Origin of the sequence: Desulfoluna spongiiphila, assembly GCF_900101345.1 — a bacterium.
Classification (GTDB): domain Bacteria; phylum Desulfobacterota; class Desulfobacteria; order Desulfobacterales; family Desulfolunaceae; genus Desulfoluna; species Desulfoluna spongiiphila.
The window spans coordinates 55,751-69,629 of the sequence record NZ_FMUX01000008.1 but is presented as its reverse complement, the minus strand read 5'-3'; the positions used below and the strand labels follow the sequence as shown (position 1 = coordinate 69,629).

The 13,879-nt window shown below is 48.9% G+C and carries 18 protein-coding genes; 3 read left to right on the top strand and 15 right to left on the bottom strand.

The window, feature by feature from the left end; translation table 11 throughout:
- Positions 1-44: 44 nt before the first annotated feature.
- From BLQ12_RS28015 to BLQ12_RS12150, 4 genes are all read right to left on the bottom strand, one after another.
- Positions 45-275: a transposase gene (locus tag BLQ12_RS28015; RefSeq protein ID WP_302846779.1), complete on the bottom strand. Its 231-nt coding sequence runs from the start codon at positions 273-275 to the stop codon at positions 45-47.
- Positions 276-304: 29 nt separating this feature from the next.
- Positions 305-1,339, bottom strand: a complete 1,035-nt coding sequence (locus tag BLQ12_RS12160; protein WP_092210930.1) for an IS630 family transposase — start codon at positions 1,337-1,339, stop codon at positions 305-307.
- Between the two features lie 185 nt (positions 1,340-1,524).
- Positions 1,525-1,896: a transposase gene (locus tag BLQ12_RS12155; RefSeq protein ID WP_217640296.1), complete on the bottom strand. Its 372-nt coding sequence runs from the start codon at positions 1,894-1,896 to the stop codon at positions 1,525-1,527.
- Between the two features lie 58 nt (positions 1,897-1,954).
- The gene (locus BLQ12_RS12150; protein ID WP_092210929.1) at positions 1,955-2,155 is read right to left on the bottom strand and encodes a sigma factor-like helix-turn-helix DNA-binding protein; all 201 of its coding nucleotides are present in this window, start codon (positions 2,153-2,155) and stop codon (positions 1,955-1,957) included.
- 232 nt (positions 2,156-2,387) lie between these two features.
- On the opposite strand from BLQ12_RS12150, the gene BLQ12_RS28210 reads away from it, so the two are divergent.
- The 3 genes from BLQ12_RS28210 to BLQ12_RS12135 all read left to right on the top strand — a co-directional run bounded on the left by BLQ12_RS28210 (position 2,388) and on the right by BLQ12_RS12135 (position 6,176).
- Positions 2,388-2,516: a hypothetical protein gene (locus BLQ12_RS28210; protein ID WP_302846778.1), complete on the top strand. Its 129-nt coding sequence runs from the start codon at positions 2,388-2,390 to the stop codon at positions 2,514-2,516.
- A gap of 222 nt (positions 2,517-2,738) precedes the next feature.
- Positions 2,739-3,110: a transposase gene (locus BLQ12_RS28340; RefSeq protein ID WP_092210927.1), complete on the top strand. Its 372-nt coding sequence runs from the start codon at positions 2,739-2,741 to the stop codon at positions 3,108-3,110.
- A 183-nt stretch (positions 3,111-3,293) separates the two neighbouring features.
- Complete coding sequence (locus tag BLQ12_RS12135; protein ID WP_092210926.1) at positions 3,294-6,176, top strand: autotransporter family protein; 2,883 nt, start codon at positions 3,294-3,296, stop codon at positions 6,174-6,176.
- Positions 6,177-6,341: 165 nt separating this feature from the next.
- Here BLQ12_RS12135 and BLQ12_RS12130 read toward each other — a convergent pair whose 3' ends face one another.
- The 11 genes from BLQ12_RS12130 to BLQ12_RS27445 form a co-directional block, all read right to left on the bottom strand.
- Positions 6,342-6,698 (bottom strand): DUF3795 domain-containing protein, encoded by a 357-nt coding sequence (locus BLQ12_RS12130; RefSeq protein ID WP_092210925.1) that lies wholly within the window; start codon positions 6,696-6,698, stop codon positions 6,342-6,344.
- Between the two features lie 332 nt (positions 6,699-7,030).
- Positions 7,031-7,792 (bottom strand): helix-turn-helix domain-containing protein, encoded by a 762-nt coding sequence (locus BLQ12_RS12125; RefSeq protein WP_092210924.1) that lies wholly within the window; start codon positions 7,790-7,792, stop codon positions 7,031-7,033.
- A 7-nt stretch (positions 7,793-7,799) separates the two neighbouring features.
- Positions 7,800-8,246, bottom strand: a complete 447-nt coding sequence (locus BLQ12_RS12120; RefSeq protein WP_092210923.1) for a DUF6144 family protein — start codon at positions 8,244-8,246, stop codon at positions 7,800-7,802.
- Between the two features lie 462 nt (positions 8,247-8,708).
- Positions 8,709-9,011 (bottom strand): HAD family hydrolase, encoded by a 303-nt coding sequence (locus BLQ12_RS28335; protein ID WP_092210922.1) that lies wholly within the window; start codon positions 9,009-9,011, stop codon positions 8,709-8,711.
- The gene (locus BLQ12_RS27000) at positions 8,942-9,442 is read right to left on the bottom strand and encodes an HAD family hydrolase (protein ID WP_139163958.1); all 501 of its coding nucleotides are present in this window, start codon (positions 9,440-9,442) and stop codon (positions 8,942-8,944) included. The genes BLQ12_RS28335 and BLQ12_RS27000 overlap by 70 nt, the downstream gene beginning before the upstream one ends.
- A gap of 24 nt (positions 9,443-9,466) precedes the next feature.
- On the bottom strand, positions 9,467-9,832 hold the full coding sequence (locus BLQ12_RS12110; protein ID WP_092210921.1) for a hypothetical protein: 366 nt from the start codon (positions 9,830-9,832) through the stop codon (positions 9,467-9,469).
- 50 nt (positions 9,833-9,882) lie between these two features.
- On the bottom strand, positions 9,883-10,464 hold the full coding sequence (locus BLQ12_RS12105) for a GNAT family N-acetyltransferase (protein WP_092210920.1): 582 nt from the start codon (positions 10,462-10,464) through the stop codon (positions 9,883-9,885).
- 45 nt (positions 10,465-10,509) lie between these two features.
- Entirely contained in the window at positions 10,510-11,151 is a 642-nt protein-coding gene (locus BLQ12_RS12100) for a hypothetical protein (RefSeq protein ID WP_092210919.1), read from the bottom strand.
- Positions 11,152-11,570: 419 nt separating this feature from the next.
- Complete coding sequence (locus tag BLQ12_RS12095; RefSeq protein WP_092210918.1) at positions 11,571-11,930, bottom strand: nuclear transport factor 2 family protein; 360 nt, start codon at positions 11,928-11,930, stop codon at positions 11,571-11,573.
- 392 nt (positions 11,931-12,322) lie between these two features.
- A complete protein-coding gene (locus tag BLQ12_RS12090) occupies positions 12,323-13,123 on the bottom strand; it encodes a glycerophosphodiester phosphodiesterase (protein ID WP_092210917.1) in 801 nt (266 codons plus the stop codon).
- 58 nt (positions 13,124-13,181) lie between these two features.
- Positions 13,182-13,802, bottom strand: a complete 621-nt coding sequence (locus BLQ12_RS27445; RefSeq protein ID WP_175469711.1) for a TetR family transcriptional regulator — start codon at positions 13,800-13,802, stop codon at positions 13,182-13,184.
- Positions 13,803-13,879 lie beyond the last annotated feature (77 nt).

Below are 13,879 nucleotides of genomic sequence, written 5' to 3'. Positions count from 1 at the left end.
CAACATTGGGTTACGTAAGCCCAATGGAGTATGAGGCAGAGCCTTTAAAGCTTGCCGCTTAATTGGGGTGTCCGTTTTTTGTTGACCACTATATAGCCCCATTCTTCCAGCCGAGCATAGATACTGTACTCATCGGTGTAAACTAAAGTTCCAGGCAATACTGTGGCTCTTATCAAAGGTTCGATAGTTACCCGGCGGACATTGGCAAGCATCTGAATCACTACCTGTCCTGTCCGTTGGATCATACCGAAAACTGGAGGCTTTTCTTTCGCCAATGTATTAACCTGGCAATTAAATACACCAATTATACAGCATAAGCAATTTTCGAGTGTCGGAAGTATTTCTTGACTCTTCCCGGTACCTGTTGAAGCATTCTCAAATGCGATATTGCCTTTTTCTTCAATTGCGTTTTTGTTCTTGCCGGAGTCTTACTATGAACCCCTGCCTTCAAATCGCAGTTAAGATACTCATCTGGATTTAGTTCCGGCGAATATGAAGGAAGGTAAAACACCTCTATTTCAGCTTCATTATCAGCCAACCACGCTTTCACGATTCGACTGTGGTGTACCTTTAGATTATCAAGAATCAAAAAAATCTTGTGGGAGGCCCCTTTAACAAGACGTTTCATGAATTGGAGCAGAGTTTGAGAATTCATTTTTCCATCGTAAACCATGAAACGGACTTTCCCTTGATTGGTTATCGTCGATATCAGATTCACTCGTTCACATCTCGGATGCAATTTAATTGATGGTGTTTCCCCGCATGGAGCGTAGCTACGCCCATGATAGCTGTCATTACAAAGACCTGTTTCGTCGCCCCAATGTATTTCAGCTTTTTCTTTCTTGGCCCTTTTAGCAATTGATGGATACTCGTTTTTTAACCAATCATCCACGGCTTTGGGGTTTTGTTTATAGGCATTTCGAAGTGGCCTCTGCGGTGTAAAGTTCCATCGCATAAGGTATTCACCAACCGTGCGGATGGGCATTTTGATTGAGAACAACTCATTAATGAGTTGTTGAACAGCTACGCGTGTCCAGAGGGCAAATGGGAGCTTCAATTGATCAGGATACTTGTCAATGAGGTGCTTTCGAATTTCATCTTCCTGAAGCGGAGACAATGTTTTGCATGCGCCTATGCGTCGCCCCCTTTTTTTGATCTTTAGGGCCTCGATTCCGCCCTTCTGGTATGCCTTATACCAAGTACATATTGTCGTGGGATGTACCTTGATTATTTCAGCAATCTCATTATATTTTTTGCCCGATTCTTTGAGCTGAACTGCTAACATGCGCAGCTCTTGCTGGGCCTCTGTGCTAAGTTTTCTTGCGTCTCGTTTATCCATAACTTCTACTATAGCACATTATTCAAATAACTTTGACTATTTATTTGCCGGGTTAATACCACGACCACGAGCACCCTTTAGGCGGTTACGGCGACCTTCACGCCTCTTTTTGATTACGGCTTTGGGATTCCCTTTATGTCCTGCTACGATATAGACCTCATCGAACTCTACCTCACCTTGGAGGATCACTTGTGGCTTTTTTTTACCACGCCCTCACGAAGTTGAGTGGTCATCTTCTGAACATCTGTACGGTCGAGATTCAGTTCTTCAGCAATCTGCTTGTTCGACAGGTTCAATCCCATGAAATATAGGCACAATATCCATACCTTGAGGGGCTGATGATGTCCCGAAAAGATGGTGCCGGTTAAATCATCAAACCGTTTGTTACATTCTTTGCACTCGTAGCGTTGTTTAGCCGGTTCCCTATCGTCGGAACCTCTCTTGATAACCTTCTTGGAATTACAAAACGGACACTCTCGCCCTTCGGGCCAACGCAACTCACGTACACTGTCGTAACATTGCACATCATCTATCAAATTCTTTATGTTTACTTTCATCTTGCAGGACCTTTTTTAGGGCTTGGTAAAGAAATCTCTTTTTTACCAAGTTACGACCTCAAAACACAACATGAGCCTTTTTCTTAAGGTAGCTTTTAACCGTGTTTTTGCTGATGCCCAACTCCCGGGCAATCGTTTTTGAACCCCATCCGAGTTTTTTAAGCCGCAGTATAGCGGCGACTTCATCAGGCTGTAGCATAAGGTCCTTCCTTCGTGTTGTGGAAGCAGAATGAAGAACCTTGTATCTCACATTTTCCATGAGTCCCTCCATAGTGGGAGGGGGTCAATTTTAGATGTCGTTAGGGGGGCAGTTTTACATGTCGCCTGACAGAGCCCGGCCATCAGGTAGTATCAAGCCTCGAACATACCGTAAAAAGGGAAGAAAAGAGTATATCTCCGCTTCTAAAAGTAAACGGATGAGCACCAGTAAAGGGCGCCGGATCCTGAGACTTCAATTAGGGTACTTGAAAAGAAATCTGGGATATATCGACGTGCTGTCCAAAGAAGTCGGCCTCCAGATTCTGAAGCCGAAGGTGTACAAAGAGCTTCTTGTGATCACCGAGCTCTATCGCCAGCGAAAAACGATGTTTGATCGGCGTGTGAAAAGGATCGATGACTGAATCATTAACATCAGCCAACCACATGTACGACCAATCAAACGTGGAAAAGCCGGGCGTGATACAGAGTTTGGCGCTAAGCTGTCCGTTAGCCTTATTGATGGGTATGCTTTCGTTGACCGAATCAGCTGGGATAATTTTAATGAAAACCAGTATCTGGTGGTGCAAATCGAACGTTACAAGAAACGGTTTGGGTTTTACCCTAAATCGGTGCATGTCGATTAGATATACCGAACCAGAGACAATCGTAAATATTGTAAACGCCATGGTATTCGTATTTATAGACCTCCTTTGGGAAGACCACCTAAAAGAACGGCAGGAACTGAAGCAGAACTAATTGAAAACTCTCATCAGGCCCGGCAAGACGAAATAGATCGGATCCCCATTGAAGGTAAATTCGGACAAGCAAAAAGGCGATACTGTCTTGGTCGTGTCATGACAAAATTGGCAAAGACCAGTGAAACTGCTATCTCACTGTGCTTTTTAGTCATGAATCTTGAAAAATGGATGAAAGCCATTTTGTTGTGCCTGCTTTTCAAAGAGCCAATTCGGTGGTGGTCTTTCAATGTGCCACGTTTTGCATCTACCGCTGACTAATCCCATGGCCTGAGAGCAATCGTGCAAAATTGTTCAGCAACCTCTACGTATATATTCCTGCATGCTTACCGGCCTTCCCATTTTGAAAAATGTTTGATTCAACAATAAAATTATCCCACACCTATCATCAAAGGACCAAAAACAGATGAGCATAGACTGTTTGAATCACAGGAGGCTCAACCCATGAATACTACCGTGTTAAAAACGATCGCGTTTGTGCTGGCAACGCTACATGCCACCTGTTTTTTCGTGGTTTCATCGACCTACAACGTCCCCTCGAATATCGCGGAGCAGACGCTTCTGGATTTGGATCTTATTGCAACGTATGGCGTTTTAAATCTCTCAAGTGTCGATACGCTATTGTTTAACAACACGACGAGCTTTACTTTTCGTCGGGACACGATATTGGGCAATGGCTCTGCCATAAATTTGCCCTACCGTGACTTGGTTTTTGAGGGAGGAGCCAACCGCCCGGACTGGTCCGTTTACGGCTCTCCCAGATACAATTTGGCTCCGTTAGAATTGGAGTTTCACTCTATTTCCATTAAAAATGCCAAATGGCATGTGATTGATAAGTCGCTGACCAGCGCTTCCCAATTCTATATTAAGCAGATTATTCTCGGAGATTCAGGCGTTGGAACCCCAAGCTATATTAAGCTTGAAAATGCCGAATTTGTGGTCGATCCGACAACCAGCACGGCCTTTTCCAGTACGGCTTATTTATCTGTTAAAGGGGTTGGCAATCGAATTCAAGTCAGTGAGTTGGAGGCAAGCAATGTGCTTCCATTTTCATTGATCTTGGAACCCAATGCGGATCTTGAAATTTTCAACGGCACCTTTTTGAATGCCATGACGACGGGCAACCTGAACATGCAGCCTGGAAGTTCCCTTTATATCGTCGACAGCAAGGTGTTGTTGACCAAGTATCACCAAAACGTGCTTAAAGGTATCAGCGATCCGTCCATTATTGATGGCGCAACGGTTGCTCTTAAAGGCTCTTATGCGTCTGATGCCGTCAGCCTGGAGTTGACAAACCCAACCATCAGAAATTCGACGATTACCCTGAACAACAACACCGAGTTTCGAAGCTACGACGTCACCCCGTCAGGGTATGTGTTCGGCGCGGTCCACTTTGAAGGTGACAACACCATCTCTCTGGGGGATGGCAGTCTGTTTACGGCCAATACCAATAAAGTCCCCACAACGACCGACGGTGAGTTTTTCTTTAAAAACGGTCACACGGATGTTACCGGCTCAATTAATTCGGATTTTAAGGCGAGCCTGTGGGCTTTGGAGAATGCAAGCGTATCCATGGGCACTTTCCGTGCCCATGAATACATCAATGTTTTAACGTTGAGTAACAATAGCAAGATGGACAATAAAAATTATAATTTAGATAGTTTGATATATCTTACGGTCAATGACTCTGAACTTTCCGGAGAGGTCAGTTATGGGGCCGGCATGACGATTCTTATGGGGTTTAAAAATGCCACCATCAACCAAACCCAGGCAAGCAACACAGCAGGCAAAGGGTTCGAAGCCAATCAGTTTATTTTCTCTGGTAACAACACGTTTAATCTGCGGATGCAACCGGGTGGCAAGGTCATCGATCCCAATTTCCCCTCATTCATAACGTACAATGACAGTATTACGTTTAGGAGAGGGGCTGTTTTTGGTTTGTCCTCTATCAAATTTAATCTGGAGTCGTTTAAGGCAGGTCAATCAGCCGATGCGTATGCAAAAGGGGGAGATAATACCGACGGTGTGTATGACCTTTCTTATTTTATTAAGGGGGCAACCTCTGACAGCGATGTGGCAACAATCAGTCTCGGCGGCAGCATGCCCGCACTGCTCAAATGCTCCCAGGTTGCCAGCCCGGGGGCGGACCGGAAAGTGTCGGTCAAGCTTGAAACGCAGCCCGTCGCATCGCTGCTGACCCACCCCAGCATCACGACCCCAAACCAGAAAAATGCCGTGATGCTGTTGACCAACAGCTCTACCGCGGGCAACGCACGGACTCAATCCGCCTTGGGGCTTATTACAAATGACCAGCTGCAGGCCCATTCCGATAGTATCCACGCCGAGCCGTTCTCCTCTTACATGACGGTCTCTCTGGAGCAGGCAGACAGGGTGATGAATACCGTCTTAAGCCATGCATCGGAAGGCAATGTGACGACGGGTACCAGCCAACGTGTGGTCGAGGATGCGGGCAGGCGACTTTGGCTGGATGCAAGCTATAGCGATGGGGATATCGACGGAGATGACGGGTTGGGGGATTTTGGCTACACACTATCCGGCTTGACCCTCGGTTATGACTTTGTCACCACCTCCTCAAGTGTTTTGGGAGGGTATGCCTCATTCGGATACCAAAAGATGGACGAACATGACACCGCTGATCAGAGCTTTGACGGCGAGTCTTATCACGTGGGGGCTTATCTCTATAAACAATTCAATCATGATCTGGAAATGAAGGGCCTTGTGGGGTATTCCTATGGAACCAACAGCTCAAAACGATGGGTCACCCTTGGCGATACAAAAGCAACCCCTTCGGCAGATTATGACAGCCACACGACGTATGCCGGTCTCATGGCTTCGATGCTCGGTTATCAAAACGGCTGGGTCTGCCTAAGGCCTGAAATTGGCATAAATTACACCTATTACACCCAGGAATCATTCGAAGAGTCCGGCGACCCGGATTTCAGCTTAAAGGTCGACTCGGCAAATGCCCAGGCGATTGTTGCCAGTGCCGGGTTGAATGCACGATTTGGAAGTTTGTTCCGAACAAAACGCATCTACCCCATGGGTTTTGTGCGCTATGAACATGATTTTTACGCCAACCAAAACAATGCTCATGACATGGATGCTGCCCTGGTGAGTCATCCTGATTTCAAACAATCCTTCGCCGGTCAGAATCGGGGTGAAAACACAATCCTCACAGGGGTGGGGATAGGCAGTGACATGACGGACAACTTTAATATAAGCGGCGGAATTGTTATGGCCAGACACAGCCACGGTAAGGAATGGGGAGCGGGGGTGAATATGGAATACCGATGGTCAGGATGGTGATACGAAATAATTATACAGGGGTTCGCCGAAATACCGCTGGGATTTGAACCGAGCAACGAGGGGTAAAGCCCAGCGGTAACCTGCTTTCAAGGTGGCACACCTTGCCGCCGGAGGCTTTCTACCATGCACTTTAACCATAGAAGGCCTTACCTTTTGCGCTTTTTTTTATCCTGCCACCTTCCATTTATCTTTCAGCGTTTCGCAACCCTCCAGTGTTTTCCCAACCACCGGGGCCTCCGCGACAAATGCCCTCAGCTTATCACAGAGATAGTCCGGGCACTTTGCGCAGTGAGGCGCCTTTTTTTCCATGGCGCATTTCCGGATCTCACACAACGACTCGGTGAAGAAAAATTTTTCTGCGTCCGAGGTGCACCCGCGGCAGTTGATCTGCTCCGGGGAAATCTCGGTTTTGTACTCAATGGTCCACGCCTCGGCGACCTCTCTGCGTTTTACATCCGAATTTTCGCAGGTTGCTTTGTACGCCTCGCACTGCGAGCAGTCCATACCACATCGAGCAATCATGTCTGGTCCTTTCATAAAAAACGGTGCAGCGGTTCACCCCGGCCTCAAGATGAATCGGGGTGTTTCCAAAACATATGTGTAACTATTCAGCCCAAACAAGCATCCGGCGGCCCTGCCGGGGGCCAAACTTTTAAAAAGTTTGACAAACAGGTCTTAAATAAGCCTTTCCAGGCTCCACCAAAATAATTTCCACTTTTTCACATTAGAAACGTTTTTTGCGGAGCTTTTTTTCAAAAAAGCGACCCGCCGGAGGCAAGCTGAATAGTTACACATATGTGATGGATAAAAGGTACCTCAAGGGGAACCGGGGTGTATTGGAAAAATGGAATCTTCTATGCGGGGGAAAGGTACTCAGCGGGGGTGAGGCCCGTGAGGCGTTTGAACTCACGGATCATATGGGACTGATCAAAGTAGCCGACCTCCTGGGACAGGTGGCTCCAGCCATGCACGTTGCCTTTTTCATGGAGGGTGATGGTTTTGTGCAGGCGCATCACCCGCATCAGAAATTTGGGGGACAGGCCCGTGCCGTGTAGGCACCTGCGGGTAAAATGCTGCCTGCTCCAGCCAACGGCATCGCTTATCTGCTGAACCGAACATTGCCCGTCTGCATGGCGGATCAGGCGAAGGGCTTGGGTGAGGGGCCGCTCCAGGACGGAAACCCCGGTCATGCGTTTAAGAAACACCTCATCGAGGAGGGCTGTGCGATCTTGCTGCGCGTCTATCTCCGCCAACTGGTCCGACAGCGCATGGGCGGAATCACCTATGAATTCAGACGCGTCCACCGTGAGATCCGTGAGATGATGCATGGGCATTTTGAAAAGGGAGGTCGCCATGCCGGTGTGGAACCGCACACCCAAAAGGTTGGTTTTCTGGTTTTGGATGGGCTTTGTCATGGCGCCTATGACAAAGCATCTCAGGGAAGATGCCGGATTCAGATCAAAAATGATGTCGACACAGCCATCGGGTATCACCGGTTTCTGGGCCGCCAGTCGGTCCCTGGACGGGGCACGGTAAGACCAGTAGCAGGCAATGAGAGACGCAAGGAGAGGATGGGGTCTGTATTCGGTGTATTCCTGGGGAGTCGTCATGTCCATGGGCGAATTATGTAACGGTAATTTCTTGAAGGCAGATGTTGTCCCCGTTGAGGATGGATTTCAGCAAGGTGACCTTCACCGGCCTGCCGAAGAGCGTTTCAAAGATCTGCCGGGTATACCCGATGGTGCAGTTGCAGAGAAACGGATGGGTCACTTTACCGGATGTTACCATGCCGCAGGCGCAGTCGGCGTACTCCAGATAGATCGCCCCCTCTTTTTTGTAGAGGGATGGCCTGTTGTCATAAAGCTCGGCCTTGTACGTGTCGAACAACAGATCCATGTCATCCTTGTGGGCAACCGACGCACGGAGGGCTCGGATCGCTTCAAACCCCTCGGAGGATTTCAGGCATGCCCTGCCGCAGTTTTCTACGGCCGCTGCGGCATCGGAGCTCTTGCTGGTGCTCAGCTCGCTGAGGATGGTGTTGATCCATGCGGACGGGTCATTTGATTCCATCGTTTTTTTCCTTCGTGTTTCTTGTGCTCGTTCATTGACCCATGGCTTTTTGGTAGCTATTAGCTTATGCCTCCGGCGGCCCTGCCGGGGGCTAAACTTTTAAAAAGTTTAACAAATAGGTTTTAAAATTTCTTTTTGAATGATTTCTACTTTAAAGGCGGATGTGATTTGGCCCGAGGAACGAGGGGCAAAACGCATCCGCAACCTGCTTTCAAGGTGGCACACCTTGCCGCCGGAGGCTGTTTTTTGAGCTGAATAGTTACATTTTTCCCGAAGGTTACCGGCTGTTCCCGCGCTCGATGGGCACGGCACCACCTTTGCCCATCCTACAGGGTTTTAAGATGAATGGGGCTTAAAACAGCAAACCGAAAGAAGGGACAATACCCTTGAATTTCGATTTTTGTCTGTCCCGGTACGGTTGTCTTTATACCACGGCAAATCCCGAAAATGAAAATTACATTTTTATGAGCAAAGAAATGATTCTTTGCCCCTCTGTTGCGAAGGAGGCCTTTCCCGCCTGAGCACATGGTTCAAAACGCCGGATATGTCTTTTATTGAATGGGTTTGGCCATAATCTGCTGTTTCATCGGGTGCCAGCAGTATGGATCGGGCCCCTGCGTTTTTTGCGCAGGCCATGTCTTTTTCTTCATTTCCCACATAAAAAGCGTGGTCTGGCCCCACCTTGAGTTGCCTCATCAAGGTGGTGAGGCCCGATGGGTGAGGTTTTCTGACACCAACGTCGCATGAAGAGACGACGCAGTCCATAAAGAGCGCAAGGGGCCGAGGTCTTCCATCAGATAATCCCGGGGCATGCCGTAGGGCACATCAGAAAGGACGGCTGTGTGAATATTTTCTTTTTTTAATTGCATGAGAGTCTCTAAAGCGGAGGGCTCCAGTGTGGCTCTCTGCTGAAAATAGGAAAAGAAACTGCGTTCAAATACCGCCCCGTCAATCCCGAGCACCGTGGCGATTTTTCGTGTGACCTCCCCTTCACCCACTTCAAAGGTTCGTTGATTTGTCCGTGTGTTGTAAAATTCCAGAATAGAGACGGCCAGCTCCAGACCCGGGGTTGAGACGCAAATACTGTTTTTGATGAGAAAATCATTTATTGCGTCGAGATAGTGTTCGCTCCAGTTCAGCGGAATGCCTTCATAGGAAACGAGGGTCTCTCCGAGATCGAATACGACAAGCGTCATGCTATCCCCAATGCGCTGCTGTCCTTAATGTTTAACACAGATAAAAACCGAACCGTTTCTGCTTTCGATGGAAATTTTACCCATTCGATGAAGGGCGGCGCACTCTCTTTCTCCATCCTGGCGTGACATGTGATCCGTTAAACGATCCGCAAGCCCATCGGGGTCCAGCCCGCCGCTCTCTTTCAGGGTATTGAGTATCTTCAACTGGCTGTCGGTAAAGGCCGTCTCCGGGTTGCGCTTGTTGAAAGACTCGGCGTTGTACGTTGCCCACGGGTCACAAAAGGCTGCCGGAGAGAGCACATCGATATAACAATCTTCACAGAGTATCTCTTTGTTGTGTTCTCTCTCTTCTCCCTGCGGAATCAAGGCATTGCATTTGCGGCATTCCATGGTTTCCTCCAGAAATAGTGATTAAGACGCCTTCGCCCCCCTTGGGAACATCAGGGGCGGGTTTCCCTCAGCATGTAGCGGTTTTCCACATCGAACACCTGCGATGTGGAGATAATCTCAAACCCGAAAAGTTCATAAAACAGCACATTTTCATCCCTGTCCGTTTCCAGATACGCCCTGGCGGCGCAGGCATCCACCTCGTTGCAGAATCGCTGCATGAGCCTTGAGCCGATTCCCTGTCGCCGGTGGGACGGAAGCACGCCGATGGGCCCTAGGTGCCAGTGCAGCTCCTTCGGGTCCTGAAGGGCCCACTCCCTCAGCCAGACGAACTTTCTCCACCTGATGTCCGTTTTGCCGTTGAACTCGGGCGGTCCGTCGGGCAAATCACGGCCGGAGCATGAATTCATCCTCATGACGCCTACGATCTTTTTCTCTTCTTTTGCCAGAAAGACAACGCCCGGTTTCTGGCTCAAGAGCTCATCAAACATGGTTTCGATTTCAAGGCGTTCCTGTTCGCCGTTGCCCAGGAACACGGCCTGATGGAGAGGATTGTCGAGCATGGCGAGGCTGAGGACCTTTGCCGACTCTTTTACGTCACTTTTTTCCATCAACGACAAGCTGAATTTATTCATATCACCCACCACCCTTCTTGATCCGTGTTAATCAAGGCGGACCCTTTACAGGTTTACGGGTTCCCAAATCGATGAATCAGGCTGAAACCCGGAGGCCTGGGTCAGCGTGGCACGGATAAACGTCTCTTCATCTATCCCGATTTCTTTGATTTGTTCTTCAAGGGCCATCTCTGTCATCGGAAGCATGGAGGTTAAGTCAATACGCCATGTTTTGTCTTCCTTTCGAAATGTAAATCCGAAAGGTGCTTCGCCATTGGCATCCACAATATGGGTTTTTGCAAAATTCTTATCCACGTTTGAAACCGCTATTTCAAGGCGTGAAACGCTTTCTTCACCGATCCACCCATTTTCCACCGCATAGATAAAAAATGATTCCCCATTCATGCCTCTTAAGGTGTTGGCGCTGATGGAATGACGGGCCATCGTCACAATGACTTTTGATCCCAATGACATGTTTTTCGTCTCATATTCGGATGCATTCATCACCTTATCAAGCATGTCATCATAATATGCTTTTGTGTGTGAATCGACATAGTAATATGCGGTGAAACCGTCTTGATTCAAGATTGCGGATTTATATTGCTTAAACGATTCTTGAATCATGGGCGTCTCATCTTCTTTGCTGCACCCGGAAGCAATAACAGACAACAACACGGCAGCACAGATCATTTTTACAAACGACTTCATACTTTATTTCCCCTTAAGTGTTCAGGAACAGATGGCTAAACGGTCCAAAAAGCAGGTCAAAGCCGATTTGAACGTAGTGAAGGCCTGGATCTCCGGGGCGCCTTTGGATCGTGTGCCCCCATAAATCCACGGGTTACGAATTCTGCTTGCGTTTAATTACATTTTTAAGGCAATGAGTCGCAACAAGAATACTTAAAACTTGGTAAATCTGATGGGTTGAGGCCTCATATACCAAAGCTCAATGCTATCGCTTAATAAGTTTCGTTACTATTATGAGATCATAGTTTTTACCACACATCAAGTATATACTTGTGTGATGAATGAGTAATTCCTGTTCGAGTATCAGCCCGGGATTAACCACAGGGGGCATAAATATCCGCCCCGAACAGATACTGGGAACTCTGTGACTCCATCAGGCTTTAGAACGCACTCTTCCATTGTTCCGTATCGATAAACCACCGCTCCTCGTAGATCTTGTCGCCAATGAATTTGAACAGGACGGAGAGCTGGGAGCCTGCCACCTTCTCGGATTTCCATTCAAGAATCGACACGACCTCATTTTCTCCTTCGATCTGTCGCAGTCCCGTGATTTCGAATCCTGGCGGGAACATATCGTCAAGTTTGTCCAGAGACCCACGGAATGCCTGTCGCCCCTTAAGGACGTCGGTCTGCCCCGGCATGATGAAGATCATATTCTCGGCATAGTCTGATACCACGGTATCGAAATCTGCGGCACCGATTGCATTCCAGCCTCGTTGTATGATGTCTGCTAAACGCATAAAGACCCTCCTCTATGGGTTTGCTGTATTGCTGTTTTAATCCATCGTGCTCATTGCTCGATGAACGCTTGTAGTCACCGGAGAGGGCTGAGAAGCATGACAGGCAGGAAAATGGGTTCGCGTATTGACAGGAGGTTTTAAAGGCGGAAGTTCGGTTGTATCAACTGGATAGACTGTTTTTTGGGACCACAAAAGCCGTTAAGGCTCGGTTTGCCTCCGGCGAATGGTTATTTGAAAAAACCGCTTGTTTTCACTCCTGGCTACACCATGACAAGCGACAAAAACGGTTTGATAAAAATACAGAGGTCTCGCCTATCTCTACTTTTTTAAACCTGTTTGTGACGTTTTTCAAGACCATTGCAGCTGGCAGGGCGCCGTAGGTTTTTCAGGTGTCACCACCTCACCCCATCGGAAATCACCACCGCCACCCCTGCCGCCACCGCTTTTTCCATCTCCTCAGGCTCATCCACGGTCCAGGCGTTTACCCGCTTTCCCATGAGCCTTGCGGCTTTCATCCAGAGCGTTTCTCTGGCGCCGGGCCGTGGGAACAGGGAAATTTCGGGGTGGAGGGTGTCGGCCCCCACCAGAAAGCCCTTGATGCCGGAGCGGTTCAGCAGTGTGTTGATCTTGAACCGCCACCTCTTTTTGTCTTCGATCTGTACCGTGCGATCGTTGAGGCGAAAAAGATAGGCTGTCTCGATGGTATGGTGGAAAAAACGGGTGGTGATAAGGGTGTTGATATCAAAGGAGGAGAGTATGACCTGATCGTCGATGCCGTGATGGCGGATGACGTTGACGGCTTTTCGGGCGGTGTGGCAGAGATAGGGATGGCTGGATTTGATTTCGACGTTGAAGATGCTTTTTGGCTTTGATTTCATAAACCGACAGGCGTCGTGGAACGAAGGGACCTTGATCCCCTGCCCCTGGGCAGCGGCCCTTAAGCCTTCCAGGTCTTTCTCCCAGGGGAAAAAACCAAGCCGGGCCTTGCAAAACCAGCGGTTGATGACAATGAGCTTGCCGTCGGCCGTGGACTCCACGTCGATTTCGATGCCGCGGGCACCCCGCTTAAAGGCTTCCTCAAAGGCGGCAAGGGTATTTTCGGTGACCTCGGCGTTTCTGACGCCGCGGTGGCCCAGCACCATGGGGCCGCCTGGGGTTTCTTCTACCAGTGTATCGATGAGGGGGCTTCTCAAAATTCTTCACCTTTTTCGGTTGGGCCACGGTCCGTGGGAGATGGCCGGGTGTCTGCTCCTACTCCGTTGACCTTTTCATGGTGTTTACATGCATCTCAAGCAAAGGGTATCCGTCTTTGGTGAGGCTCATGATGGATTTGTCGAGGATCCACATCTCCACGATTCCCCAGGTAAAGGCGACCAGAGAGATACCGCACAACCTGGGGTCCAGGCCGGCTTTGAACTCACCGGCCCCTGCAAGATCGCTAAACACCTGACTCACGTTGGCAACCCCCTCTTCCGTTTCGAGCTTCTGGGCGGCCATAAGGGACTGGATCTCATCGGTGTATTCCACCTTGTACTTCAAGACGCGATAGAGTTTTGCATACTGGGTGTTGGTCTCCAGGAGTTCAAGGTAGGTACGGAGAGCACGCAGCACCGTCTCCCAGGAGGGGGTCTCCTCGTCGGTGATCTTAAAACGCTGGTCGTCGATGGTCCCTTTAATCCAGTCACAGCATTGGGACAAGATATCGTCTTTTCCCTTGAAGTGCCAGTAGATGGCCCCCCGGGAGACGCCCGCCTCGGTGGCGATGTCGCCCAGGGTGGTCTGGGAGTACCCTTTCATATCAAAAAGGGTCAAGGCGGCATCCATGATGCCGAGTCTGGTTTTTTCCGCGTCTTCCTTGGTTTTACGTGCCATGCAACGGTCTCCTGATGTTTTTGGCGTTGTATCATATTCGGCGAATCATTTCATCCGTCAACAGGCGACTTTTGTCT